We start from the raw sequence: 24,942 nt of genomic DNA on the forward strand, positions 1-24,942 counted from the left end.
GGCGCTCAGCCGTTTTCTTCCAGAGACACGGTCAGATGCACCACGCTGCAGGCAGGCAGTGCAAAACGCACGCCCTTTTCCCCTGCGGCAGCTTCTGTATACGCTTCTGTTTTCACCGCATCCGGCCGCTCAAATGTATTGTAATCACCTGTATTTCCCCTGAGAATTCTTCCCTCCGCCGCCGAAACTTTTCGTCCGGCCGGGCAGAGCAGGATTTCCTGTCCCTGATCCGCGGAAAGGTTCGCAATCGTCACCTGAAGTCTTCCGTCCTCATCCATGGAGACGGACTCATGAAGCTGCGGCACCTGCGCCGTATCCGTCCCAATGGTTTCATTTTCCACATAGCTGCGCACCAGCTGTCCGCCCTGATGAGCCTTATATAAATCAAAAACATGATAGGTAGGCGTTTTTACCATGCGCTCCCCTTCTGTGAGAAGCACGGCCTGCAGCACATTGACCATCTGGGCGATGTTGGCCATCTTCACCCGGCTGCAGTGCTTATTGAAAATATTCAGGGTTACTGCCGCAATCATGGCGTCCCGCATGGTGTTCTGCTGGTACAGGAATCCCGGATTCGTACCCGGCTCCACCTGATGCCAGGCGCCCCATTCATCCACAATCAGCCCCACTCTCTTCTCCGGATCATACCTGTCCATGATTTCTGAGTGCCTGGTCACCAGCTCTTCCATGTACAGTGTTTTCTTCAGCGTCTGATAATATTCCGCCAGATCAAATCCTGTGGCCGCCGTCTTGTTTTCCCATTCATAGGGATAAGTATAATAATGCAGGGAGAGGCCGTCCATAAATTTCCCAGCCATTTTCATCAAAGTGTCTGTCCACTCATAATCATCCCCATTCGGCCCGCAGGCAATCCGGTAAATCCGGTGTTCTTCAGAATAATCCCTCACATAAGTCTGGTATCTGCGGTATTCATTGGCATAGTATTCCGGCAGCATGTTGCCGCCGCAGCCCCAGTTTTCGTTGCCTACGCCGAAATAATCTACCTGCCAGGGTTCTTCCCGGCCGTTTTTCCTGCGCAGGTCCGCCATGGGCGAAGTCCCTTCAAATGTCATGTATTCCACCCATTCGCTCATCTCCCGCACGGTTCCGCTGCCCAGGTTGCCGTTGATATAAGGCTTGCACCCCAGCTGCCGGCAGAGCTCCATGAATTCATGGGTCCCGAAACTGTTGTCCTCCACCACACCGCCCCAATGTGTATTGATCATCTTTTTTCTGCCGGATTTCTCCCCGATTCCGTCCATCCAGTGATACTCGTCCGCAAAGCAGCCGCCCGGCCAGCGGAGCACCGGCACGCGGATCGCCCTCAGCGCTTCCACCACATCGGTCCTCAGGCCGTTGATATTGGGGATTTCTGAATCCTCTCCCACAAATATCCCCTCATAAATGCAACGTCCCAGGTGCTCTGAAAAATGCCCCTGGATTTCCGGACTGATCCGTCCAAGTTTTTCATCTGGGTTCACATATAATTTTTTCACGATTCCGCTCCTTTTTATATTGAAAAATTTATTATTTATGTTACACTCTTCTTTACGATAAAGCGTATCGCACTTTCAGAAAACTGTCAATCTTTTTTCTTGCGGCGCGCGGACATGGAGGAATTTTTTACTGATGAAATTTACATGGAAACATACGCTGTATGCCAGCTATACCGGGTATATCACACAGGCAATTGTTAACAATCTTGCTCCTCTTCTATTCCTCATTTTTCAGAAGCAGTATGACATCGGCGCGGCGCAGCTGGGTCTGCTGGTGGGGTTTAACTTTACGGTACAGATGCTGGTGGATTTTCTGGCGGCCAAATACGCGTCCCGGCTGGGATACCGGCCGTTAATTGTGGCTGCTCATATCTTCTGCGGAGCCGGGCTGGTCTGTCTTGGGATACTCCCCGGGCTGTCTCAGACTGTTTTTCACAGCGCCTTCCCGGGACTCCTGTTTTCGGTATTTCTCTATGCCTTAGGCGGCGGCCTGATCGAAGTTCTGATCAGTCCTATCGTGGAAGCGCTGCCGGGAGAGGAGAAAGAAGCCGCCATGAGCATGCTTCATTCCTTTTACTGCTGGGGGCATATGTTCGTGGTTCTGATATCCACCCTGTTTTTCCAGGCTTTTACCACAGCCGCCTGGATGTGGCTGCCTCTTCTTTGGGCCGCGGTCCCCTTCTGCAACGCCCTGGTCTTCCGGAAGGTGCCTCTGCGCACTTTGGAGGAAGCCAATGAGTCCGCCCCTGCGGGGCTTAAATCCCTGTTTTCTCTCAAGTTGATCCCTTTGTTCTTTCTTCTGATGATCTGTTCCGGAGCAGCGGAGCAGGCCATGTCCCAGTGGGCTTCCTACTTCGCGGAATCCAGTCTGGGAATCAGCAAAACTCTGGGAGATTTGATGGGGCCCTGTATGTTCGCTCTGTTCATGGGGCTGTCCAGGCTGTACTACGGGAAGAAAGGCAGTCAGCTGAGACTCGGCCGTTTTATTCTGCTCAGCTGCGCTCTCTGTGCCGGAGGTTATCTTCTGGCCGCGCTGTCGCCATGGCCCATACTGGCTCTGGCCGGATGCGCCCTCTGCGGCTTTTCTGTGGGCATCTTTTGGCCAGGCACCTTCAGTCTGGCCGCCAGGCACTGTCCGGCTGGGGGAACCGCTATGTTCGCGCTGCTGGCTCTGGCGGGAGATATCGGCTGCGCCGCAGGTCCCGCCGCCGCTGGTTTCCTGGCTTCTTCTACCGGGTCAATGACGCCGGGCCTGCTGTTCTCCATCCTCTTTCCGCTTCTGATTGCCATCGGAATTTTCAGGCTGATCAGGAGCCCACACCTCAGCTGAAAGGAAGATATATTTATGGATATTTCTCTTTACTGCAGTGAATCCGGGGCCGGTTTCCCCCTGATCCTGCTCCACGGAAACGGAGAAGACCACACCTATTTCCGGGAACAGGCTCTGTACTTTTCGAAATATTACCGGGTAATCGCTCTGGATACCAGAGGTCATGGACAGAGTCCCCGGGGAACAGCCCCCTTTTCACTGACTCAGTTCGCCGCTGACCTGAAAGAATTCATGGACCAAAAACAGATTTCCCGCGCTCACCTTCTGGGCTTCAGCGATGGGGCCAATATCGCGCTGCTGTTCGCCCTCAATTTTCCCGAACGGGTGGAAAAGCTGATCCTGAACGGCGGTAATCTGAATCCCCGCGGCGTTAAGCTGCACATCCAGCTGCCGATCCTGCTGGGCTGGGCCTGTACCCGGCTGTTCCGGCACATCTCTCCCCAGGCATTGGCGAATTATGAGATGATGAACCTGATGGTCACACAGCCTCATTTGAGCGGAGTGCAGCTTTCTGTGCTAACCGCGCCCGTACTGGTGATTGCAGGGGATAAAGATATGATTCGGGAAACCCACACCAGACTCATCGCAGATTCCCTGCCAAACAGCCGGCTCTGTATCCTCAGGGGAGACCATTTTATCGCGGCAAAAAACAGCCGGGAATTTAACCGGGCTGTGGCAGGTTTTCTGAATGAAACCTCTGAAAATGATGGAAAATAGAAAACAGGAAAGGAGTAAAGTATGGAAAATCAAACATTTCAGATTGAACGCAACAGGATCGTGCTGTATTCCTCTGAAGGCAGGCTTTTAGCGGAAATCACATTCCCTGAGCAGCCGGACGGCACGGTCAGCATCAACCACACTTTTGTAGATGATTCTCTCAGGGGCAAGGGAATCGCAGGACAGCTGGTCCAAAAAACCGCCGAGCTGCTCCGGTCGGATGGCCGTAAAGCCTGTCCCACCTGTTCCTACGCCGTGAAATGGTTTGAAAAAAATCCTGGCTACAATGATATTTTACTGTGATGTAATAATCAAAAATTCCGGCAGCGCTGCAGAATTCCATACAGCGCGCCGGAATTTTTCATCAACTATCCAGTTCAAACAGGGCCTTTTCATAATCCCGGACATAAAACCGGATATTTTTTCTCCCCCGGGAAACCACAGCATGACCTTCCGCTTCCAGTTTTTCTTTCTGTGCCGCTGTCCCGCCAGGATACTTCGGGTTCAGCTCCCCCTCCGCCTTCAGCACTCTCCAATAGGGAGTTTCATCATTTTTTCTCTGATAGCTGGCCCAGGCGGCAATGGAAACAAATATCCCCGCAGTGATGGGGTCTGTAAAATCCGCGTCGTTCTTTCGGGCAAAATAAGCTCTGATCTCTCCCACCGTCACCAGTTTCCCATAAGGAACCCTTTTCATCACTTGATCATACGCCAGCGGCGGCGCAAAGAACATTTTCTCCCCGCCATATTTACGGATTGACGCCTCATCTGTCACAATTTGTATTTTGGGCATTCCGGTATCCTTGTGCAGCATTGCGTTAAAATCTTTTTTATCCTCGTTTGCCATATCCAGCACCTCCTGGCTACAGCATAACCTATTTCCATACGCCATGCAATGAGACGGTTTCAATAATTTTATTTTTTAGATCTTAAGTCCGCAACATATATTAAAACTTCCGTAAATCAATTTATTATAATCTAAACTGGAAAGGAGGTGCTGTAATGGTCAATAAAGTTGAAATTATCAAGACTGCGATTGATTACATAGAAAATAATCTCTCGGAAAAAATAAGCTTATCCACTATAGCGACAGCAGTTGGTTATTCAAAATATCATCTGCATAGAATATTTGTTGAAACTGTGGGATTGTCCATACATAACTATGTCCAGAGAAGACAGCTAACGGAGTCAGCTAAGCTTCTTGTTTTTTCTGATAAATCCATTCTGGAGATTTCTCTCATTGCCGGTTATCAAAGCCAGCAGGCTTTTACAAATATTTTTAAACAGATGTATAAGAAAACACCTAATGAATACAGATTGTGCGAGGTATTTTATCCATTACAGCTTAGATTTGATTTGGAACATACAGTTACAGAAGAATTATTACAACAGGAAATGCAGGCTGAGATCAGATTCGCAAAGCTAACAGATATTCCCGCATGGCTGTCGTTAGTTGATTTGGTAATAGATGGCTTTCCTAATTTAAACTCAGCTGATTACTTAAGAGAACTGAAGAAAAGTATTGCTGAGCAAAGGGCATTAATTTTAGAAAAAAACAAAATTGCCCTGGCAGTCATGTCTATCAACTACCATTCAGGGAGTATTGATTTCTTTGGTGTACACCCTTTATATCGCCAGTGCGGAATAGCAAACTTATTTTTAAACAAGGTGATGAACGAACTTTTAACTGATAAGGATATCTCAATCACAACCTTTCGTGAAGGCGATAAAGCAGATACAGGGTATCGAAAATTCTACAAGGAGTTGGGATTTTCTGAAGCAGAATTATTAGTGGAGTTTGGTTATCCCACACAGAAATTCATTTTTTCTCCAAAAACGGGAGGTAATATCAATGAATAAAAATCCACTGGCAAAAGATTTTAAAATTGGTTCTCTGCTGAAATTTGCCTTGCCCACAATTATCATGATGTTGTTTATGGGATTTTATACGATTATTGATATTGTTTTTGTATCACGTTTTGTCAATACTAATGCTTTATCCGCAATTAATATTGTATGTCCTGTTATTAATCTCATTGTGGGCTTGAGCACAATGGCAGCAACTGGCGGCAGTGCGATTGTTGCCAGAAAAATGGGGTCCGGAGAATCTGAAAGGGCAAAACAGGATTTTTCATTTCTATTTCTATTTACTCTGCTTCTGGGAGTAATCATTTCTGTTTTGGGGACAGTTTTTATTGATACAATCATATATGCTCTAGGGGCAGATGATGTTTTGTATCCATATTGCAAAGACTATTTGAAAATTATTTTATTGTTCGCACCGGCAAGCATGCTGCAGGTACTATTTCAAAATTTGTTTGTGACTGCAGGAAAGCCTGCTTTAGGATTAATATTCTCAGTATTGGCTGGCGTAATGAATATTGTGTTTGATTATATCTTTATGGTTCCGCTTGATATGGGAATTACAGGCGCAGGATTAGGTACCGGGATAGGATATATGATACCTGCCGCTGCCGGCCTTATCATTTTCAGCAAAAAAACAGGCACATTAACTTTTGTGAAACCAGTTATAGATTTTAAAATGCTTTGTGAAAGCTGCCTGAACGGTTCATCGGAAATGGTAAGCCAGATTTCAACAGCCGTCACTACTTTTTTCTTCAATCTTACGATGATGAAGTTGTCAGGCATAAACGGCGTCGCTTCAATTACTATTATGATATATACGCAATTCCTGCTCACCACATTATTTATTGGTTTCTCACTGGGCGTAGCTCCTGTTATCAGTTTTAACTTTGGAGCAAAGAACTGTTACAGATTAAAAAAAATATATAAAATATGTGTCTCCTTCATTCTCATAAGTTCACTGCTCATTTTTGCCCTGTCTTTGCTGGGCGCCAATAATTTGGTGCAGCTGTTTACAGGAAGGAATGAAGAAGTATACGAAATTACAAAAAGGGGGTTTCTGATATTTGCATTTAGCTTTCTTTTCTCAGGCTTCAATATATTTTCATCAGCAATTTTCACAGCGCTGTCCAATGGGAAAATATCTGCATTGATTTCGTTTTTAAGGACATTTGGATTCATCATGCCAGGTCTGATGATCTTACCGAATTTCATTGGAACAGCCGGTGTATGGCTGGCTGTGCCTCTTGCAGAAGTATTAACATTGTGTGTATCACTTTATATGAATTGCAGGCTATGGGTGTCCTGGAAATAAAAACGGCTTCCGGAAAATTTATTCCCCGGAAGCCGGCGTATCTTACAAATTATTTGTACAGCGGTCCATATGTCTGGCAGGCGCGGAAATCCGCTCCTTCCGCATCCATTCCGAACGCATTCCAGGCAGCAGGGCGGAAGATTTTTTCTTCCGGCACGTTATGCATGCATACAGGGATGCGCAGCATGGAGCACATGGTGATCAGATCCGCTCCGATATGTCCATAGGAAATCGCGCCGTGATTCGCTCCCCAGTGATTCATCACTTCATAAGCATCCCGGAAAGCGCCTGTGCCTGTGCATCTGGGTGCAAACCAGGTGCAGGGCCATGTATAGTCAGTTCTCTTCCAGAGTTTATCGGAAACCTCTTCCGGCAGGTTGATGGTCCAGCCTTCCGCGATCTGCAGCACAGGTCCCAGGCCCTTCACCAGATTCAGTCGGATCATGGTAGCCGGCATTTCAGCGGTGGTGAGGAATCTGGAGGAGTAACCGCCTCCGCGGAAATATCCTCTGTCAGCAGGGTTCCAGGTAGTAGCGTTCAAAATAGCTTCCTGATCTTCTTCGGTCACATCATACCAGGGCTTCATCACGCCATTTCCGTTTTCATCCTTAGCTTCGCCGCAGGCGTCCAGGCAGGCTGCGCCGGAATTGATCAGATGGATGAACCCATTTGCTTCCTTTGCCTTTCCTTCGATCTCATAGCCGGTGGCGCGCTTCACAGCTTCGCCGCTCCAGTAGGTGCGGACATCCGCGAAGATCTGCGCCCGGTTGGTGAGCAGCTTCATGAACATCATGCCCAGGCCGTTGAGCACATCATTCTCCGTGGCCAGCACGTAAGGCTCTCTGGCCCCGTTCCAGTCAAAGGAAGTGTTCAGCATCGCTTCCGCAAAGTCGCAGTTGGGATAGAAATCCGTCCACTGTCTCTGACCCTGGAATCCTGCGGCCAATGCATTATGGCCGACTTTTTCTTCCTCACAGCCTTCGGGCAAAGAGGGATTGCCGTTCATCAGGTCTTTGATAATGACCATCATCTTTACCACAAACTCCCAGTCTGCATCCTTTTCTTCTCTGGACTTCTGAATAAATTCGGGGTTCTTGTCAAAGCCTTCTTTACATTTTTCCTTCGTCCAGGCCAGAGCTCTTTCAAATTCTGCGTGATCATAAATCCCTTCTGTCATGCGGCGGATGATCTCTACCTCATCCACAGATTCCACGCGCATTCCCAGATATTCTTCGATAAATGCGGGATCGATAATGGAACCGCCGATTCCCATACAGATGGAACCGATCTGCAGATAGCTCTTGCCTCTCATGGAAGCCGCCGCTACAGCCGCTCTTCCGAATCTCAGCAGTTTTTCTTCCACATCCGCGGGGATGCTGGTATCGTCCGCTTCCTGCACATCATGGCCGTAAATTCCGAAAGCCGGAAGACCCTTCTGCGCATGGGTAGCCAGTACGCTGGCCAGATATACCGCGCCGGGGCGCTCCGTTCCGTTAAATCCCCAAACGCCTTTGATGGTCATGGGGTCCATATCCATTGTTTCCGCTCCATAGCACCAGCAGGGAGTCACAGTCAGCGTGATGCTGACCCCTTCCTTCTGGAACTTTGACGCGCAGGCTGCGCTCTCCGCCACTCTGCCGATGGTGGTATCTGCAATCACCACTTTCACCGGTTCTCCATTGGAATACTTCAGGTTATCAGTAAATAATTTCGCTGCGGATTTTGCCATATTCATTGTCTGTTCTTCCAGGGATTCCCTTACCTGGAGCGCGCCTCTGCGCCCGTCAATGGTAGGGCGGATTCCGATTACCGGATAATCCCCGATCAATCTGCTTGCTGCCATATCTTATTCCTCCTGTTTGTCTGTTCGGAGCGCTCACAGGCTCCGGGCCACTTTGCCTTCTACGGACAGTTTAGCACCAATTTCCCGACAGATCTTGTGTTTTTGTGGCAAATAATAGAACGATATTCAGCTCTGATATCCTCCCTCTCTGTTCCCGTTCCACAGGCGGGTGTACAGCTCCGCGTCCGTCGCCTCCCGGTAAGGGTTGAGAAAAAATATGCCTAGAATTCCCATAGTAAATATATTGAGGACTACCCACCCAAAGAAAGACAGATCCAGCACAAATACATCCCACTTATTTCCGAACATCATATCCCGGCTGGCCGCAAAAACTTCCTGGCGGGACATCTCAGGATGAAACGCCAGCAAATAGGGGACCATTCTGTACTGATAAGATTTTATGATGCCAGGTATCATGAACAGAAAAGACCAGAGAACAATATAGAGATCTCTAAGCAGCAGCGTGCCCACTACCCTGCCATAATTTCCATTCCGAAACCCGGACAGCAGCTCTCCCGCCCGCGGCTGGCTTACCTGATTCTTAACAAAAAATCCCTTGCCCCCTACCTCAAAAATATTCCAGACAAAAATGCGCAGGATCAGGGAAACAATACCCGACACAAACAGCATGCCAAATGCTATTATGACAAAAATGTAAAGGAATTTCACGGGATCTGAAGTCATATCTTCTACATCAATATTGAATACATTATGATGGTTTTCGTTTCTCACCTCAATCCGGCTTTTGACGTTAAGGCCGTTGATCAGCAGCATCATAACCAGATTAACCAGAACGCAGCTCCAATAATTCTTGTATAATACTGTTTTAGCCCTGGATTTTAGTTCTGCTCTGTTCCACATATTCATCCCCCATATTATCATTATTTTATTGTTTTCTAAATTGTACAAAACGGCTATTGTGATATAACAATAGCCGTTCTGCATATAAACTTATTCAATTATTATCTCTGTACGCGTCCGGAACCGTCGCCGCCCACCAGGCCGTCAACATCCGCTCTGTTAACCAGGTTGAAGTCCCCGGGAATGGTATGCTTCAGAGCAGAGGCCGCCACGCCGTATTCCAGAGCGTCTTTCCAGTTCTTGCCGTCCAGGAAGCCGCAGATCACGCCGCCCGCAAAGGAGTCGCCGCCGCCTACGCGGTCCACGATGGGGCTGATATCATATTTTCTGGAATGATAGAATTCCTTATCATCGCGGGAGTAAATACATGCAGACCAGCCGTTGTGGGATGCGGAATAGGACTCGCGCAGGGAGGAAATCACATACTTGAAGTTGAATTTCTCCACCATCTGCTGGAAAATGTCCACATAACCCTGCAGCTCCAGATTGCCGGAAGTCACGTCAGTGTTGCCGGGCTTGAAGCCCAGAACCTTCTCCGCGTCCTCTTCATTGCCGATGCATACGTCCACATACTGCATCAGGTTGGACATCACCTTCTGAGCCTTTTCGGAAGACCACAGTTTCTTACGGAAGTTCAGGTCCACAGAAACCGTAACGCCGTGCGCCTTGGCAGCTTTGCAGGCAGCCTCGGTCAGCACTGCAGCCGCGTCGGATACGGCAGGAGTGATGCCTGTAAAGTGGAACCAGTCAGCGCCTTCAAAAATAGCGTCAAAATCAAAATCCTCGGCAACAGCAGTTGCGATGGAAGAATTTGCTCTGTCGTACACTACGTTGGACGCTCTCATGGACGCGCCTGTCTCCAGGAAGTAAATGCCCAGACGTTCTCCGCCCTTCGCGATATGCTTTGTATCCACGCCGTATTTTCTCAGTGCAGCCACCGCGCACTCACCGATGGGGTTCTTGGGAACCTTGGTCACGAACGCCGCATCGTGTCCGTAATTTGCCAGAGACACCGCTACGTTTGCCTCGCCGCCGCCGTAATTTACATCAAACTCGTCAGCCTGAATAAACTTCTCATTGCCAGGGGTGGACAGTCTCAGCATGATCTCACCCATAGTAATTACTCTTGCCATGATATTTTCTCTCCTTGCATGAATAAAATTAGTATAAATTATTTATTGCGTGCCGCCGCAACTGCCGCCACAAATTCCTGCGCCTTTGCAGTTACTGCTGCATAATCGCCCTTCTTAGCGCCGGCAGTCAGGTTGGAGCCTGTTCCTACCGCGCATGCGCCGGCCTTCAGCCACTTGTCCACATTGTCCACGTCTACGCCGCCGGAGGGCATGAACTCGCCCTGGGGCAGGGGGCCTCTGAAGGAGCTGATCGCAGCCGGTCCAACGATGTTGCCAGGGAATACCTTAATGATGTCGCAGCCCAGTTCCAGAGCGGTGATCGCCTCTGTGGGAGTCATTACGCCCGGCAGCATAGGAACTCTGTAGCGGTTGCAGAGCTTCACAGTCTCGGGATTCAGTCCAGGGCTAACCACATACTGTGCGCCGGCCAGAATAACTGCTCTTGCTGTTTCAGGATCCAGAACAGTGCCCGCGCCGATCACAACATCGGGGTTGCTTCTGTACTTGTCGCACATTGCCTTGATAATATCCACTGCGCCGGGTACGGTCATAGTGATCTCAATGAAATTAATGCCGCCTGCGATGATGGCGTCAATCACCTTTTCACCCTGCTCCTTGCTCTCCGCGCGGACAACGGCAACCAGGCAGTCTTCTTTCATTTTTGTGATAACCTGTTCTTTTTTCATTTTTCTCTCCTTCTTTCTTATCCAGCTGATGGCTGGTCATACTCTGTTTTTATTGTAATGGTTCCGCTGAGAAATGTCAATGTTCTGCCGCAATAATTTTACAGCAGCCTGCAGATCTTCTGCAGCTGTTCAGACATGCTGGGCTGTTACGATTTTTTACAGAGTAACCCCCTGCTTGAAGATTGCCATATCATGAAAGCCCGCCTGTTCTGACTTCACCTTCCTGCCGGAAGCCACTTCCAGAACAAAATCAAACAGGGCCTGGGCCATTTCCGCTTTGGTCTTATCCTCCACCATGCGACCGGCGTTAAAATCAATCCAGTTTTCCTTCTGTCCCGCCAGCCTGCTGTTGCTGGAAATTTTCACTGTTGGGACAGGGGAAGCGAAAGGCGTCCCCCTTCCGGTCGTGAACAGCACGATCTGCGCGCCGGAAATCGCCAGCGCGGTGGAGGCCACCAGATCATTGCCCGGAGCGCTCAGCAGGTTGAGCCCTCTATTCACCACAGGGCTTCCGTACTCCAGCACGCCCCGCACCAGTGCGCTGCCGGACTTCTGAGTGCAGCCCAGGGATTTGTCCTCAAGAGTGGTGATCCCGCCATTTTTATTCCCGGGCGACGGGTTCTCATAGATAGTCTGGTCATGACGTTTGAAATAATTTTTAAAATTGTTGATCAGGGCTACTGTCTTGTCAAAAAGTTCCTGGTCAGCGCAGCGCTCCATCAGCAGCGTTTCCGCGCCGAACATCTCCGGCACCTCCGTCAGGATGGTTGTCCCTCCTCTTGCAATCAGCATATCCGAAAAGGCTCCCACCGTGGGGTTTGCCGTTATCCCGGAAAGTCCGTCGGAGCCGCCGCATTTCATGCCGATAACCAGTTCCGACGCATCGCAGGATTCCCTGGAAAATTCTGACGCATAATCCGCCAGCTCTTCCAGCAGCTCCATGCCGGCGCCCATCTCATCTTCCACATCCTGGCACTGCAGGAACTTCACCCGCTTCTCATCGTAATCTCCTATATATTCCTTCAGCACGCCGATGTTGCTGTTCTCACAGCCCAGCCCCAGCACCAGCACGCCGCCGGCATTGGGATGGTTGACCAGGGCAGCCAGCAGCTTTCTGGTGTTCTCCTGGTCCTCCCCCATCTGAGAGCATCCGTAGGGGTGGGGAAATGCGACCACTTCCTCCACGGTTCCGCCCACATACTTCTGCGCCTGTCTTTCCAGCGCCTTGGCAATCGAATTCACGCATCCCACTGTTGGGATGATCCAGATTTCATTGCGCACGCCCACTCTGCCTTTTTCTCTTCTGAATCCCTGAAAATAAACGTGTTCTGCAGGCTCCGGCTCAGCGCCTTTAGGATCGTATGTATATTCTAACAGGTCTCCCAGCCCGGTTTTCACATTGTGCACATGCACCCATGCGCCTTCCTCAATATTTTTTTTGGCGTAACCGATGCGGAATCCATATTTAATCACTTCTTTGCCCGCGGCAATGGGCTTCAGTGCAAACTTATGCCCCTGAGGGATATTCTCAGCCGCCGTCACGGCGATGCCGTCCACATCCAGCTCCCTTCCTTTTTCTATAGGCTTCAAAGCAACCGCCACATTATCATTTTCATGAATCCTGATAAAGTCCTGCATAATCTCCTCCATGATGGTAAAGCGCTTCCGCGCCGGAATGTAAGTGCTTACATTCATCTTAGCCGCCTTTCAGAAAAAAGTCAATAAAAACTTTTGAAAGCACTTGCCTTTTTTTCAGAATCAGATATAATAGAACTGAGGATGTAAGCGCTTACAGGCAGATACAGGCGTGAAGCTGCGGAAAATCCTGATTTCACTTGAGCGAACAGATGAGGTGGGACATGAATATCTATGATGTATCCAAGCAGGCGGGCGTTTCCATCGCCACTGTTTCAAGGGTAATCAACGGCAACCCGAACGTCAGCGACCGGACCCGCAAGAAGGTTCTGGCCGTTATGGAAGAATTGGGTTATACCCCTAATGTTTTTGCCCGGGGACTGGGCCTGAATACGATGAAAACCATCGGCATCATGTGTTCCGATGCTTCTGACCTCTATCTGGCCAACGCCATTTCCTATCTGGAACGGGAGCTGCGCGCCAATGAATACGACGCAATCCTGTGCTGCACCGGCTATAATCTGGAGAACAAGAAAAAATACCTGGAATTACTGCTCTCCAAGCGCGTGGACGGCGTGATCATGGCTGGTTCCAAATTTATTGAATCCACCCGGGAAGATAACGAATACATCCTGAACGCCGCCAGACAGGTGCCTGTGATGCTGGTTAACGGCCGTCTGGAAGGGAAAAATATATACAGCATCCTCTGTGATGATTATACCGCCGTATACCAGGCCGTCACAAAACTGATCAGAAGCGGCCGCCGCCGTATTCTGTATCTCTATACCAGCGTCTCCTACAGCGGGAACAACAAGCGCCGGGGATACCAGAATGCCAGCATGGACGCAGGGTTAGGCAATCTGGAAAATATGATTTATCAATGCCCAAAAGACATAGCCTATTCCAGAGATCTGCTGTCCGACCTTTACAGGCAGGGCCTGAAATTTGACGCAGTCATGACTTCAGATGACACGCTGGCGGTAGGCGCGCTGAAATTTGCCGCTTCCGCAGGGCTGAAAGTCCCGGAAGACCTGAGCATCATCGGGTACAACAATTCCCTGCTCTCCCGGGCTTCAGAACCGGAGCTCACTTCTGTGGACACCAAGATCGAAGCGCTGTGCACCACTACCATCAGTACTCTCATGAGCGTTTTTAACGGCGGAAAAAATGTGCCCAACTGGATCACAATTTCCGCAGAGTTAATTAAACGATACACAACAGATTTTTAAATTTCAAAACAGGAGGATTTTCATTATGAAACAGTTTATGGACAAGGATTTTCTGTTATCCACCGAGACTGCGCAGGCTCTTTATCATGATATTGCCGCCAAGATGCCGGTTCTGGATTATCACTGCCATATCAATCCAAAAGAAATCGCGGAAGACAGGAAATTCGAGAACATCACACAGGTTTGGCTGGGCGGGGACCATTACAAATGGCGCCAGATGCGTTCCAACGGCGTGGATGAATACTATATCACCGGGGATGCTCCTGACAGAGAGAAGTTCCAGAAATGGGCGGAAACCCTGGAAAAGGCTATCGGCAATCCGCTGTATCACTGGAGCCATCTGGAGCTGCAGCGCTATTTCGGTTACACAGGATATCTGAGCGGTGAAACTGCTGAAGAAGTATGGAATCTCTGCAATGCCAAACTGCAGGAAGATTCCATGAGCGTGCGCAACCTGATCCGCCAGTCCAATGTAACGCTGATCTGCACCACCGACGACCCTGTTGACTCTCTGGAGTGGCATAAGAAGATCGCAGAGGATGAAACCTTTGACGTCCAGGTGCTTCCGGCGTGGAGGCCTGACAAGGCGATGAATATTGAAAAGCCTGATTATGCTGATTATCTTGCTAAACTGTCTGAGGTAAGCGGTATTGAAGTCAACAGCTTTGCTTCCCTGAAGGCTGCCCTGCGCGCCCGTATGGATTTCTTCCAGAGCATGGGCTGCAAGGTTTCCGACCACGCGCTGGAATATGTGATGTATGTGCCTGCTTCTGAAGAGGAAATCGAAGCCATTATGGCCAAGAGGCTTTCCGGACAGGCTGTAACAAAAGAGGAAGAGCTGAAATTCAAGACTGCCTTCATGCTGTATGTCAGCGAGCAGTATTTTGATCTGGGCTGGGCTATGCAGCTGCATTACGGCTGCAAGCGCGATAATAACACTTTTAAATTCGAAAAGCTGGGAGCGGACACCGGGTTCGACTGCATCAACAACTACGCGCCTTCCTCACAGATGGCCGACCTGCTCAACGCCATGAACGCGAAGGATAAGATGCCCAAGACCATCCTCTATTCCCTGAACCCCAACGACAATGCTTCCATCGGCACCATCATCGGCTGTTTCCAGGATGCCTCCATGGTGGGCAAGATTCAGCAGGGTTCCGCATGGTGGTTTAATGACCACAAGACGGGAATGACAGAACAGATGATTTCTCTGGCAAATCTTGGCCTGCTGGGCAACTTCATCGGTATGCTCACAGACTCAAGAAGCTTCCTGTCCTATACGCGTCATGAGTACTTCAGAAGAATCATGTGCGAACTGATCGGCGGCTGGGTGGAAAACGGCGAATATCCTAATGATAAGGTTGCTCTGACGAATATTGTGGAGGGCATTTGCTACAATAATGCTGTTCGGTATTTCGGGTTTGAGCTGTGATATAGGAGAGGCAGAGGGCAGGAAATTTTCCTGGCCCTCTGTTTTTTTATTGCATAGGAAACTGCGTTCCCTATGCAACAAAACCCTCCGGGGGATCGCACTGCGGCGTAAGGAATCACGTCGCTAAAGCGACACGCCGCAGGCGGAGATTCCCGCGAGCGGGATTCTTTTTCATATTATGGGAAACGTGGCTGGAGAGTCGCTAAGAGGCGGAAGAGAAAACTCCGGAGGCTCGATGCCTTACGGCAAATAGCCTCCTCCGTTTTTTCTTCCGCCTCTCTGCCGCAGTTTTTTCTGGCTGGGGCTCCTCAGGGAATTAGGCTGGGGGATGCTCAGTCAAATAGGACTTTCCAGTCTTTTGTGCGGGATGCCTGAAAGCACATTCTGACCTGGTCTGGTGTGTTTTTTTCTTCTGCCAGGGGAGGCAGTTCTTCTTCGCTGAAATATCTGCTTTCGGTTGTCTCTATGTTTTCTGTAAATTCGCCGCCGATCAGGGAACACAGGACAAATATCTTGCAGACGCCGTATGCATATAAGGGCAGATTGTGTTTGGAGCGGTCCTGTACGGCGATAATTCCGTCGGCTGAAACGTCCAGACCCGACTCTTCTTTCACTTCTTTTACGGTGTTTTCTTTTACAGAGACGTTCACGTCCACCCATCCGCCGGGCAAGGCCCATCTTCCGTCGTTCTCTCTGACCAGCAGAATTTTGTCTTCCTGGAATACTGCGGCTCTTGTGTCAAGCTTCGGCGTTTGGTAGCCGGTTTCGCCGCAGAACAGATCCCGGACTTTTTCCGGGGATATTTCTGTTTTGTGGGCGATCATTTCAGCTGATATTTCTCTGAGGCGCTGATAACGTTCCAGGTCAAATTTGTCTCTGCCATAAGTAAGGCCTGCCTGGGCGATGCTCTGCAGTTCTACGGCCCACTGAAGCCATTTTTCATTTTTATCCATTTGCACCACCCGCATTTTATGAGGATGAATTTGAAGAAGCTGCCGCTGCTGCACAGGCGCTGGCCGTCGCTGCGCACACTGCTGCCTGCTGGGCGGCGATTAGAGAAAGGGCGCTGTTGATGGCGGCTGTCCGCAGTGATGCTCCGCCCTCTTCTGCGTATTCTCCTGATACTAACATCCCTGCGTACATCAGCCTCTGTTTGGATCCCACTCCGAAAGCGCCGAAGCCTTTCTGATCCTGCAGATACAGGTCTGCTTCTTCAATTTCTGATACCAGCGCCCTCTGGTCTGTCTCCAGCAGCCCTAACGCGCCGAGAGCCGGCAGCTCATAGCTGGTTCCGTAACGAAGCCCTCTTTCTTTCAGGGCCTCGAACAGCTCCACGGTCCTGCGGCATTTGCTCTCCGGCAGCTCTTCCCCCAACGCCAGCACATGGCTCAGGGACTGCACTGCGTTGCCGGAAAAGAAGCTGGGTTTCAGGATTTCAAAGCATTTTTCAGCTTCTTTTACTCCGCGTTCTGCGCCTTTTTCCGACATCGCCAGAAGCGCCGCAAAAGCGCAGTCCTCTCTGGAAGTCAAAAAACGGTGATCTTCTTTCATCAGCTCATATGCGCGCCTGGTTTTTTTCACGGCCGCTTCAAAACTCTCTGGTTCCGAATGTTCGGCAATCAGCAAAGCCGTTACAGCCAGATATTCAGAAGAAAAAAATTCTCTTCTGAGAAGCTCATAAATTTTCAGGCCGTTTTCCAGTTTCTGCTGCGGGCTTTCGCAGGCTGCCAGCAAAGAAATTACCGCAAGCCGCACTGTACCGCGAAAATTAGAAAAAGCGCTTGCCTTATCCCGGAGCATTTCTCTGCACCGCAGCATTTTATCCAAATCTGCTTCCTGCCCTTTTTCCGTGAAAATTATCGCGCTTAAGGGATACATATAAGCGCTCTCCCACCTAAACTGTTTTTTCACTGCCAGTCTGTTTCGGATAAACATTTCACAGCGTTTCTGCAATGATTCCTTCATCTTGCTCCTCTCCGCCGCTTTTCTGGAACTGCAGATGCTTTTCAAAAGCGATTCTCGGCGCTCCGTCCCGGCGCAGATGGATCACACCTCTGCGGCCATAGCCCTGCTTTTCCAGAAAGCGCTGCATGGATCTGTTGTCCTCATGAGTATCTATTCTGACCCAGGCCACTCTTTTTCCGGCAGCTTGCTCCTCCAGACCTTGAAAAATCCTTCCGGCCAGCCCGCAGCCCTTGCATTCGTTGTCCACAGCCACCCTGTGGATTGCGGCAAACGGTTCCGCACTGCTCCAGCTTCCGCCCTCAATCACATCATAGTCCGGTTCGCCGTCACAGGTTAGGATCGCCGTCCCCACGATCCTTCCTTCTGTTTCCAGCACATGGCTGTACCCCTTTATCACATCATCCCGGACCACAAACTCTTCCGGATACCCGTCCTGCCACTGATCGATCCCCTCCTGTTTAAAATAATCCTGCGCCTGATGATACAGGCGCAGGATCGCAGGAATATCTTCTTCTCGGGACCGCCGCAGGGTATATTCAGCGGGCCGCAATGACTTCCACCTCTACCAGAGCCCCCTTGGGCAGCTCTTTCACTGCCACGCAGGAGCGGGCGGGGCAGCCGGTAAAATATTTTGCGTATACTTCATTAAAAGCGGCAAAGTCTTCCATATTGGCCAGGAAGCAGGTAGTCTTTACAGCATTTTCATAGCTGAGGCAGGATTCTGCGAGCACAGCGCCCAGATTTTTCATCACCTGTTCCGCCTGCTCTTCAATCGTGTCTCCCACAATTGTTCCGGAAGCAGGGTCCAGAGGAATCTGCCCGGAAGTGAATACGAAGTCCTGAATGCGGATCGCCTGGGAATAGGGGCCGATTGCCGCAGGAGCCTTGGTCGTGCTGATTTTTTCCATGATTGGCACCTCCATTAATACCGTTCTGTTTTATATGTTCCGGACGCATTCCGGTACATGGAGCGGATGGTAGAATAGCTGGCCACGGCCATCAGCACATAACCGATGAGCAGATCCCTGTAGAAAGCAATGCTCACTTCTGAATCTTCCAGGAAATCAGGAATAGACCGGAAAGCATCCGCAAATGTGATATTATATTCTGTGCTGAATACATCATAAATTTCCTTGGCCAGACAGAGCTGGTGCGCAAAAAACAGCATTACCACCGCAAGGACAACGGATATAATCATTCCCTTCAGGTCGATCTTGCCGCCCAGCATTTCATATCCCTTCAGAGCGCATACAGCGGCCACCAGTCCTGCAATGCCGGCGATATAGCCCAGCTGGTAGATCCCAAACCACAATACGCAGCCGATCAGGGAGCCCAGGAAAGCGCCTACCAGGCCTGTCACCAGATTTCCCTTGCGCGCCTTTTTCGCCTGGTGATTCTGTTCCAGATGAGCGGTCTTCTGCTCATAACAGGTATCACAGAGCATTGCAAATCTGCCGTTAATGCTGGACAGCCTGGGCGGAAAATCTGTTTCCCCACAGCAGCCGCAGCAGGGCCGGTATCCCTGCATCGGAAGGTACGCCGTCATCCTGTCCAGAACTGCTCTGATTTCCTGCGCAAATTTCCCGATCAGGGGACCGCTGAACACAAATTCATTCTCCTGATATACCGCTTCCGTCACTTTGGCATATGTACTTTTTATCTCTGCCAGCAGGTCATTGCGCTGATTAATGGAATCAGATTCCGAAGTGGCAGCTACCGCCACCCGGTACTTTCTGCTGTTCGGGTCCAGGCTTACGGCCACGGGATACCCGGCCACAGTTCCCTGCAGCACATTTTTCGGATTTTCCGTCAGGTTATCCCTTCCGGCAATCTGCTCTTTCCATTGTTTTTTCATACCTTCACTTCCTCCATCTGTAATTTATTCGTCCCAGTTATGATAAACGTTCTGCACGTCATCATCATCATCCAGCAGGTCCAGAATCCTGTTGATATTGCGCAGGTCCTGTTCCTCCGTCAGTTCCACCCAGGTCTGCGGAATCATTGTCACATCCGCCTGGGCCATAGCGATATTTTCCTTTTCCAGCGCTTCCCTCACCGCGCTGAAATCCTCGGGCGCCGTGATGATTTCATAGCTGTCCTCTTCCTCGGAAAAATCTTCCGCACCAGCGTCCAGCGCTGTCATCATCAGATCATCCGCCGCCAGGCCGCAGTCTTCTTTGGCGACAATAATCTGCCCTTTTTTGTCAAACATAAAAGACACGCATCCGGGGGTTCCCACGTTTCCGCCGCCTTTTGTAAATGCGTTGCGTACATTGGAGGCTGTGCGGTTTTTATTATCCGTCAGCGTCTCCACGATAATGGCTGTGCCGTTGGGCCCGTAGCCTTCGTAAACCATCACTTCATAATTTGCAGCATTTGCGTCTCCTGCCGCTTTTTTAATGCTCCTGTCAATGGTATCGTTGGGCATGTTATTGGATTTGGCCTTTGCAATCACATCCCTCAGTTTGCTGTTGTTCGCCGGATCTGCTCCGCCCTCTTTTACAGCTACCGCAATCTCACGGCCGATTCTGGTAAAGATCTTTCCCTTTGCAGAATCGTTCTTTTCTTTCTTATGTTTAATATTAGCGAATTTGGAATGTCCTGACATACTGCTGCTCCTTTTCTTGCGTTTTTCTTACCAACGTTTTATTTTAGCATCTCTTTTTCAATCTTGCAAGGGACTATTCTCTTCTTTTTCTGTCTCCCTGATAATTTTGATGGTCTGAATCATATTGTTTTCCACCTGAAGCACCTGAAACCGATATCCTCCGTAAACAATTTCAGGCTGCTCTCCTTCCTGAGGGATCCGGTCCAGCTGAGCCACCAGAAATCCGTTCAGCGTTTCGATCTCTTCTTCATCAAAACGGACGCCAGCCGCCTCTTCCACTTCTTCCAGCTCCGCGCTGCCCTCCGCGGTCCAGGCCCCCGGTCCGTCGGGACGGATATGTATCTCGTCCACATCATACTCGTCCATAATGCTTCCCACGATTTCTTCCAGGATATCCTCCATAGTGATGATGCCTGCTGTCTGCCCGTATTCATCCACCACGATCACCATCTGGGTTTTCTTAGACTGCATGCTCTTAAACAGATTGCTGATATTTCTGGTCTCAGGAATAAAATCCGCCTCCCGCAGCAGTCCGGGAACCTCTGCCAGCTCTTTCTGGCGGTTTTCCTGTTTTTCCATGGCGATCACCGCATCCTTCAGGTGCAGCACGCCGATAATGTCATCTATATCTTCATGAAAAACCGGGAATCTGGAATTATTCTCTGTCAGAATCACCTTTACTGCTTCCTCCAGCTTCATATGCCCGTCCAAAGCCTTCACACTGGTCCTGTGCGTCATGATATCTGAAGCCTCTTTATCGTCCAGCTCAAAAATATTCGTGATCATCTCCGCTTCGCTGGCCTGGAGCACACCTTTTTCATGCCCTTCATTTACCATGGACATGATCTCTTCTTCCGTCACTTTTCCGGTATCTTCATCGGGATCGATTCCAAACAGGCGCAGCACAACCCGTCCCAGCGCTCTGACCGCCCACGCAGCGGGATAAAAAAACCATGCCAGGAAGGCAGCCGGCCCCTGGACGGCAGAAGCCCAGCTCTCAGGATTCCTGGACGCCAGTTTCTTAGGCAGATAAAATCCCAGCAGAAGCAGCAGCAGAAGCAAAAGCACCACAGCCCCGCAGGCCACCAATGCTTCCTGCCAGAAGGAAGGCTGCGCGCCCCAAAGCTTCCGTCCCCAACTGACCGCTGTCCGCAGCAGATACGCGCCGGCAGCCAGTCCGCAGCTTGTCAGAGCGGCATGCACTGCAATCTGAAACAGCTCGGATTTTCCCAGCAGATTCAGAAGCTTCTTCGCTTTTTCTTCCCCTTCCTGGGCTCTGCGTTCCAATTCCCCTTCGTTCAGCGCTTCTCTGGCGCTTATAAAACCGTACAGCACAATTTCAGCCAAAATTAATACCGCAAAAACTGCTATGGCGCCTATCGCATGGTCCCCGTCCATCTTCTCTCTATAACTCCCTTTCTCTGCATATCATTGTAATACGTTTTTTGCATTCATAAATATGCCGGAGCAGCTTCCCGCTCCGGCCCTATCAACAATATAGCATTTTCCCACAGGTTCGTCAAGATACCTCTTATGTATCTTCCATATCCAGGCTGATCCTGAGCGCTCGTTCCACCTGCCTCAGCTTCGGCCCCTCCAGGTGGCACACCTTTTCCCGGAGTCGCTGCTTGTCAATTGTGCGCAGCTGCTCCAGCAGCACCACTGAATCACGGACAATCTCACAGCTTCTGGAATCCAGTTCCACATGTGTAGGCAGCTTTGCCTTATTCATCTTTGAGGTAATTGCCGCACAGATCACTGTCGGGCTGTGCCGGTTTCCAATATCATTCTGCAGAATCAGCACCGGACGGATTCCGCCCTGCTCCGACCCGATTACCGGGCGAAGGTCTGCATAGAATATATCTCCTCGTCTGATCACCACGAATCTCACACTCCATTACATCTTAGTAGCTGTAGTATTGCCCGTTCTCCGTGATGTATTCAATATTCAGATAAAATCCGTATATTCGTCTGTTCCGTAGTCCTTTGCCCCCACCTGTTCGCCGCCGCGAAGATAGACTCTGGGAATCCGTTTCCCCAGCCCACAGACAAATTCATAATTAAACCTGCCGCAAATTGCAGCCAAATCTTCTACTGAAACTTTTTCTTTCCCGTCCCTGCCCACCAGGGTTACCAGATCCTGCTCCTGCACGCCGGGAACCTCCGTCACATCCACCATCAGCTGATCCATGCAGACCCGGCCGATAATGGGCGCCCTGCGCCCCCGGATCAGAACCCACCCCCTGTTGGACAGCCCTCTGGGATACCCGTCCCCGTACCCTACCGGGACGGTAGCGATTACAGTTCTGCCCGCTGTAGTATAAGTCCATCCATAGCTGACTGTGGTGCCGGCCGGGACCTCTTTTACAAAGATGATCCGGCTGTACAGGGACAAGGCCGGCCGGAATTTCATTTCCTCCTCATTCACCTCTTCGGAAGGATAGAGGCCGTACATGGTAATTCCTGCCCTGGCCATGGAAAAACCCACCCCCTGCAGCATGACGATGCCTGCGCTGTTGGAACAGTGCAGCATGGGAATAGAAATTCCTGCCTGCAAAAGGGCTTCTTTCATCCTGCAAAACCTTTCGGTCTGCAGCTTTGCAGAGGTTGGATCTTTCTCGTCCGCCCTGGCAAAGTGGGTGAACATCCCTTCTGTTTCCAGACCTTCCATCCCGGAAATCTCCTGGATTTCCTCCACAGAAGCGCTCAGGGCTTCCTCATCCTGCATGAGAAAACCAAGACGTCCCATTCCTGTGTCCACCGCAATATGAATTTTCAGCTTTTGGGGTTCCGGCTCCCCTTTTTCCAAACAATCCGCCCTGAATTTTTTCCATTCTCCGGAAAGCCTTCTGGCCAGGGGCAGGGAGAACACAGTTGGACGGATCTCTTCTCTGACCAAATCCTCCAGGCGCGCTTCCTCAGTATATCCTAACATAAGGACCGGCTTAGCAATCCCATGATGGCGCAGATTCATAGCCTCCTGGAAAGTGGCCACCGCAAATCCCCATACCATATCCTCTACTTCCTTCGCCACAGGGACCGCTCCATGGCCATAGCCGTCAGTCTTCACCACCGCGCACAGCTTCATCCCTTCTTTTAAGTTATCCTGCATTGCCTGCATATTGCTCCGCACGGCATCCAGGTCAATTTCCGCCCAAACCCGGCTGTATTGCTTCATATTTTTTCCTCTTTCCGTATCAGATCTGCTTTTCTGCTATTCCCTAAAACCAAAGCCTGCTCAGGCACTCTGACAGATCCATGGCCGTCATTCCCTGACAGCCGTGCTCCCTCACCCATAGATCTCCGGCCAGGCCGTGGACATAGGCGCCATACTCCGCCGCACTGCGTGCCGGAACACCTCTGGCCAGCAGTCCGGCAATGACCCCGCAGAGCACGTCTCCGCTTCCGGCTTTGGCCATGGCGCTGTTTCCGGAGGTATTTACAAAAACAGGCCCTTCAGCCTCTGATACCACAGTTCTGGAATCTTTTCCCACCACTACCGCTCCATACTTCTCCGCACAGTCCCGCACTGCTCCGGGAAAATCTTCTTTTAATTTCTCAACGCTTCTTCCCAGCAGCCGGGACAGTTCCCCCGGGTGGGGCGTCAGAATCAGGTTTCCGGAGCCTTTTATTCTCCACTGGGGATTTTCAGACAACAGGTTCAGCGCGTCGGCATCAGCCGCCACGGGCTTTTCCGGATGCTTCATTCCATATTCCAGAACTTGCCTGACTTCCTCCCCGGCTTCCTCTGACCGGCCCAGCCCCGGCCCCAGCACAATCACCGTCGCCCATTCCAGGGCTTCAGCAATCCGCTCTTTCCGGTTCCTTTCCAGGGTGGTCATCACTGCCTCCGGAACCAGCTGCTGCAGGATCATCCGGTTCTCCTCTTCTGTCACCAGCCGCACCAGACCGGCCCCGGCCCGGTAGGCGCTGAGGCCGCACAGCGCCGCTGCTCCGGCCATGTTTTTACAGCCTGCAAACACTGCTGTTTTCCCAAAGCTGCCCTTGTTGCTGTCCGCTTCCCGCTGGGGCAGCCCATCCAGATCCTCGGTTACGAACGTATATGCCAGCTCTTCAGAGAGCGTTCCCGGCACAGGCGCAAACCCGATCTCCGCCACAGTCAGTTTTCCGCAGCAGCCCGCTCCGGGATATAATATCTGGCCCAGTTTCCGGAAACCAAAGGTGACCGTCTCTGCCGCATTTACCGCGCAGCCCAGAACTTTTCCCGTATCCGCGGAAACACCGGAAGGAATATCCACAGACACCACCTGTCCGTCCGCCTGGTTGACAGCTTCAATCATCCTGGCATAGGTCCCTTTCACGTTCCGGGACAGGCCCACGCCGAACACTGCGTCGATCAGAATCTGCGCGCCCCTGATTTTATCATATGCGTCTCCTGCCGCTCTGTGCACCGGAATCTCCAAATTGACGAGAATCTCCCGCTGCAGCCTGCACTCCCTGGTCTCATGTTCTTCACTGCCCGCCAAAATGGCTTCCGCCGGACAGCCGGCCTGGGACAGCAGCCGGACAGCAGCCAGGCCGTCCGCCCCATTATTCCCGCTGCCGCAGACCGCTACAATCCGTCCGCCCGGCTTCCAGCGCCGCAGCACTGCGTCCCGCACTGCCAGCGCCGCCCGTTCCATCAGCACCAGAGAGGGGATTTTCATTTCCTGTATAGAATACCTGTCAATTTCCTGCATCTGTTTCCCGCTGCACAGCAGTTCCATCTTTTCTCCCTTCACCGGGGCTCTCCCCGTACCGTGAATGATAAAATTGCCTGCCGGGGATTTAACCCGGCAGGCATCTATGTCATGTTTTCCGGTTGTTTC

The 24,942-nt window shown here is 50.7% G+C and carries 24 protein-coding genes; 7 read left to right on the top strand and 17 right to left on the bottom strand.

The genetic code is table 11. The features are described from left to right. Window positions 1–5: 5 nt before the first annotated feature. Window positions 6–1,496, bottom strand: a complete 1,491-nt coding sequence (locus EV209_RS01480; protein ID WP_130432349.1) for an alpha-N-arabinofuranosidase — start codon at window positions 1,494–1,496, stop codon at window positions 6–8. Window positions 1,497–1,629: 133 nt separating this feature from the next. On the opposite strand from EV209_RS01480, the gene EV209_RS01485 reads away from it, so the two are divergent. From EV209_RS01485 to EV209_RS01495, 3 genes are read left to right on the top strand one after another with little or no spacing between them, the layout of a single operon-like run. Further along, a complete protein-coding gene (locus EV209_RS01485) occupies window positions 1,630–2,826 on the top strand; it encodes an MFS transporter (protein WP_130432351.1) in 1,197 nt (398 codons plus the stop codon). A 15-nt stretch (window positions 2,827–2,841) separates the two neighbouring features. Further along, entirely contained in the window at window positions 2,842–3,543 is a 702-nt protein-coding gene (locus EV209_RS01490) for an alpha/beta fold hydrolase (RefSeq protein WP_130432353.1), read from the top strand. 21 nt (window positions 3,544–3,564) lie between these two features. Next, window positions 3,565–3,846, top strand: a complete 282-nt coding sequence (locus tag EV209_RS01495) for a GNAT family N-acetyltransferase (RefSeq protein ID WP_130432355.1) — start codon at window positions 3,565–3,567, stop codon at window positions 3,844–3,846. 61 nt (window positions 3,847–3,907) lie between these two features. Here EV209_RS01495 and EV209_RS01500 read toward each other — a convergent pair whose 3' ends face one another. Continuing rightward, window positions 3,908–4,390 carry an MGMT family protein gene (locus EV209_RS01500; protein WP_130432357.1) on the bottom strand — a complete coding sequence of 161 codons (483 nt, stop codon included), beginning with the start codon at window positions 4,388–4,390 and terminating at the stop codon, window positions 3,908–3,910. Window positions 4,391–4,545: 155 nt separating this feature from the next. Here EV209_RS01500 and EV209_RS01505 point away from each other — a divergent pair, with 155 nt between their 5' ends. Both EV209_RS01505 and EV209_RS01510 read left to right on the top strand, forming a co-directional pair. After that, entirely contained in the window at window positions 4,546–5,403 is an 858-nt protein-coding gene (locus EV209_RS01505; RefSeq protein WP_130432359.1) for a GNAT family N-acetyltransferase, read from the top strand. After that, window positions 5,396–6,721 (top strand): MATE family efflux transporter, encoded by a 1,326-nt coding sequence (locus EV209_RS01510; RefSeq protein ID WP_130432361.1) that lies wholly within the window; start codon window positions 5,396–5,398, stop codon window positions 6,719–6,721. The genes EV209_RS01505 and EV209_RS01510 overlap by 8 nt, the downstream gene beginning before the upstream one ends. Window positions 6,722–6,770: 49 nt before the next feature. Here the strand turns inward: EV209_RS01510 and EV209_RS01515 are convergent, their stop codons facing one another. The 5 genes from EV209_RS01515 to EV209_RS01535 all read right to left on the bottom strand — a co-directional run bounded on the left by EV209_RS01515 (window position 6,771) and on the right by EV209_RS01535 (window position 12,882). Beyond that, entirely contained in the window at window positions 6,771–8,564 is a 1,794-nt protein-coding gene (locus EV209_RS01515; protein ID WP_130432363.1) for an L-fucose isomerase, read from the bottom strand. Window positions 8,565–8,690: 126 nt separating this feature from the next. Further along, window positions 8,691–9,425, bottom strand: a complete 735-nt coding sequence (locus tag EV209_RS01520) for a DUF975 family protein (RefSeq protein WP_165388775.1) — start codon at window positions 9,423–9,425, stop codon at window positions 8,691–8,693. Window positions 9,426–9,526: 101 nt separating this feature from the next. After that, window positions 9,527–10,558, bottom strand: coding sequence for a sugar kinase (locus EV209_RS01525; RefSeq protein ID WP_130432367.1), 1,032 nt, complete (start codon window positions 10,556–10,558; stop codon window positions 9,527–9,529). Window positions 10,559–10,596: 38 nt separating this feature from the next. Then, a complete protein-coding gene (locus EV209_RS01530) occupies window positions 10,597–11,244 on the bottom strand; it encodes a bifunctional 2-keto-4-hydroxyglutarate aldolase/2-keto-3-deoxy-6-phosphogluconate aldolase (protein WP_130432369.1) in 648 nt (215 codons plus the stop codon). A gap of 156 nt (window positions 11,245–11,400) precedes the next feature. Then, complete coding sequence (locus EV209_RS01535) at window positions 11,401–12,882, bottom strand: UxaA family hydrolase (RefSeq protein ID WP_130434112.1); 1,482 nt, start codon at window positions 12,880–12,882, stop codon at window positions 11,401–11,403. A 221-nt stretch (window positions 12,883–13,103) separates the two neighbouring features. On the opposite strand from EV209_RS01535, the gene EV209_RS01540 reads away from it, so the two are divergent. Beyond that, window positions 13,104–14,108: a LacI family DNA-binding transcriptional regulator gene (locus EV209_RS01540; protein ID WP_130432371.1), complete on the top strand. Its 1,005-nt coding sequence runs from the start codon at window positions 13,104–13,106 to the stop codon at window positions 14,106–14,108. A gap of 25 nt (window positions 14,109–14,133) precedes the next feature. Then, window positions 14,134–15,540, top strand: coding sequence for a glucuronate isomerase (gene uxaC, locus EV209_RS01545; protein WP_130432373.1), 1,407 nt, complete (start codon window positions 14,134–14,136; stop codon window positions 15,538–15,540). 332 nt (window positions 15,541–15,872) lie between these two features. On the opposite strand, the gene EV209_RS01550 is transcribed toward uxaC, so the two are convergent. The 10 genes from EV209_RS01550 to EV209_RS01595 all read right to left on the bottom strand — a co-directional run bounded on the left by EV209_RS01550 (window position 15,873) and on the right by EV209_RS01595 (window position 24,855). Then, entirely contained in the window at window positions 15,873–16,493 is a 621-nt protein-coding gene (locus EV209_RS01550) for an NUDIX hydrolase N-terminal domain-containing protein (RefSeq protein ID WP_130432375.1), read from the bottom strand. 16 nt (window positions 16,494–16,509) lie between these two features. After that, on the bottom strand, window positions 16,510–17,505 hold the full coding sequence (locus tag EV209_RS01555; protein WP_130432377.1) for a DUF4003 family protein: 996 nt from the start codon (window positions 17,503–17,505) through the stop codon (window positions 16,510–16,512). Then, window positions 17,477–18,055: a GNAT family N-acetyltransferase gene (locus tag EV209_RS01560; RefSeq protein ID WP_130432379.1), complete on the bottom strand. Its 579-nt coding sequence runs from the start codon at window positions 18,053–18,055 to the stop codon at window positions 17,477–17,479. The genes EV209_RS01555 and EV209_RS01560 overlap by 29 nt, the downstream gene beginning before the upstream one ends. Then, window positions 18,042–18,413, bottom strand: a complete 372-nt coding sequence (locus EV209_RS01565; protein WP_207220564.1) for a RidA family protein — start codon at window positions 18,411–18,413, stop codon at window positions 18,042–18,044. The genes EV209_RS01560 and EV209_RS01565 overlap by 14 nt, the downstream gene beginning before the upstream one ends. A 14-nt stretch (window positions 18,414–18,427) precedes the next feature. Beyond that, a complete protein-coding gene (locus EV209_RS01570) occupies window positions 18,428–19,360 on the bottom strand; it encodes a hypothetical protein (protein WP_130432381.1) in 933 nt (310 codons plus the stop codon). A 24-nt stretch (window positions 19,361–19,384) separates the two neighbouring features. Further along, window positions 19,385–20,113, bottom strand: coding sequence for a YebC/PmpR family DNA-binding transcriptional regulator (locus EV209_RS01575; RefSeq protein ID WP_130432383.1), 729 nt, complete (start codon window positions 20,111–20,113; stop codon window positions 19,385–19,387). Between the two features lie 57 nt (window positions 20,114–20,170). Continuing rightward, a complete protein-coding gene (locus EV209_RS01580) occupies window positions 20,171–21,511 on the bottom strand; it encodes a hemolysin family protein (protein WP_130432385.1) in 1,341 nt (446 codons plus the stop codon). A 133-nt stretch (window positions 21,512–21,644) separates the two neighbouring features. Then, window positions 21,645–21,995: a type II toxin-antitoxin system PemK/MazF family toxin gene (locus EV209_RS01585; protein WP_130432387.1), complete on the bottom strand. Its 351-nt coding sequence runs from the start codon at window positions 21,993–21,995 to the stop codon at window positions 21,645–21,647. A 66-nt stretch (window positions 21,996–22,061) separates the two neighbouring features. After that, on the bottom strand, window positions 22,062–23,291 hold the full coding sequence (alr, locus tag EV209_RS01590; RefSeq protein ID WP_130432389.1) for an alanine racemase: 1,230 nt from the start codon (window positions 23,289–23,291) through the stop codon (window positions 22,062–22,064). A gap of 43 nt (window positions 23,292–23,334) precedes the next feature. Continuing rightward, window positions 23,335–24,855 (bottom strand): NAD(P)H-hydrate dehydratase, encoded by a 1,521-nt coding sequence (locus EV209_RS01595; protein WP_130432391.1) that lies wholly within the window; start codon window positions 24,853–24,855, stop codon window positions 23,335–23,337. Window positions 24,856–24,942 lie beyond the last annotated feature (87 nt).

It is taken from the genome of Cuneatibacter caecimuris (assembly GCF_004216775.1).
Classification (GTDB): domain Bacteria; phylum Bacillota; class Clostridia; order Lachnospirales; family Lachnospiraceae; genus Cuneatibacter; species Cuneatibacter caecimuris.

Excerpts from the sequence above, each read along its gene's own strand:
- EV209_RS01485 (WP_130432351.1), top strand. The coding sequence starts at position 1,630 with ATGAAATTTACATGGAAACATACGCTGTATGCCAGCTATACCGGGTAT.
- EV209_RS01490 (WP_130432353.1), top strand. The coding sequence starts at position 2,842 with ATGGATATTTCTCTTTACTGCAGTGAATCCGGGGCCGGTTTCCCCCTG.
- EV209_RS01495 (WP_130432355.1), top strand. The coding sequence starts at position 3,565 with ATGGAAAATCAAACATTTCAGATTGAACGCAACAGGATCGTGCTGTAT.
- EV209_RS01500 (WP_130432357.1), bottom strand. The coding sequence starts at position 4,390 with ATGGCAAACGAGGATAAAAAAGATTTTAACGCAATGCTGCACAAGGAT.
- EV209_RS01505 (WP_130432359.1), top strand. The coding sequence starts at position 4,546 with ATGGTCAATAAAGTTGAAATTATCAAGACTGCGATTGATTACATAGAA.
- EV209_RS01510 (WP_130432361.1), top strand. The coding sequence starts at position 5,396 with ATGAATAAAAATCCACTGGCAAAAGATTTTAAAATTGGTTCTCTGCTG.
- EV209_RS01515 (WP_130432363.1), bottom strand. The coding sequence starts at position 8,564 with ATGGCAGCAAGCAGATTGATCGGGGATTATCCGGTAATCGGAATCCGC.
- EV209_RS01520 (WP_165388775.1), bottom strand. The coding sequence starts at position 9,425 with ATGTGGAACAGAGCAGAACTAAAATCCAGGGCTAAAACAGTATTATAC.
- EV209_RS01525 (WP_130432367.1), bottom strand. The coding sequence starts at position 10,558 with ATGGCAAGAGTAATTACTATGGGTGAGATCATGCTGAGACTGTCCACC.
- EV209_RS01530 (WP_130432369.1), bottom strand. The coding sequence starts at position 11,244 with ATGAAAAAAGAACAGGTTATCACAAAAATGAAAGAAGACTGCCTGGTT.
- EV209_RS01535 (WP_130434112.1), bottom strand. The coding sequence starts at position 12,882 with ATGCAGGACTTTATCAGGATTCATGAAAATGATAATGTGGCGGTTGCT.
- EV209_RS01540 (WP_130432371.1), top strand. The coding sequence starts at position 13,104 with ATGAATATCTATGATGTATCCAAGCAGGCGGGCGTTTCCATCGCCACT.
- uxaC (WP_130432373.1), top strand. The coding sequence starts at position 14,134 with ATGAAACAGTTTATGGACAAGGATTTTCTGTTATCCACCGAGACTGCG.
- EV209_RS01550 (WP_130432375.1), bottom strand. The coding sequence starts at position 16,493 with ATGGATAAAAATGAAAAATGGCTTCAGTGGGCCGTAGAACTGCAGAGC.
- EV209_RS01555 (WP_130432377.1), bottom strand. The coding sequence starts at position 17,505 with ATGAAGGAATCATTGCAGAAACGCTGTGAAATGTTTATCCGAAACAGA.
- EV209_RS01565 (WP_207220564.1), bottom strand. The coding sequence starts at position 18,413 with ATGGAAAAAATCAGCACGACCAAGGCTCCTGCGGCAATCGGCCCCTAT.
- EV209_RS01570 (WP_130432381.1), bottom strand. The coding sequence starts at position 19,360 with ATGAAAAAACAATGGAAAGAGCAGATTGCCGGAAGGGATAACCTGACG.
- EV209_RS01575 (WP_130432383.1), bottom strand. The coding sequence starts at position 20,113 with ATGTCAGGACATTCCAAATTCGCTAATATTAAACATAAGAAAGAAAAG.
- EV209_RS01580 (WP_130432385.1), bottom strand. The coding sequence starts at position 21,511 with ATGGACGGGGACCATGCGATAGGCGCCATAGCAGTTTTTGCGGTATTA.
- alr (WP_130432389.1), bottom strand. The coding sequence starts at position 23,291 with ATGAAGCAATACAGCCGGGTTTGGGCGGAAATTGACCTGGATGCCGTG.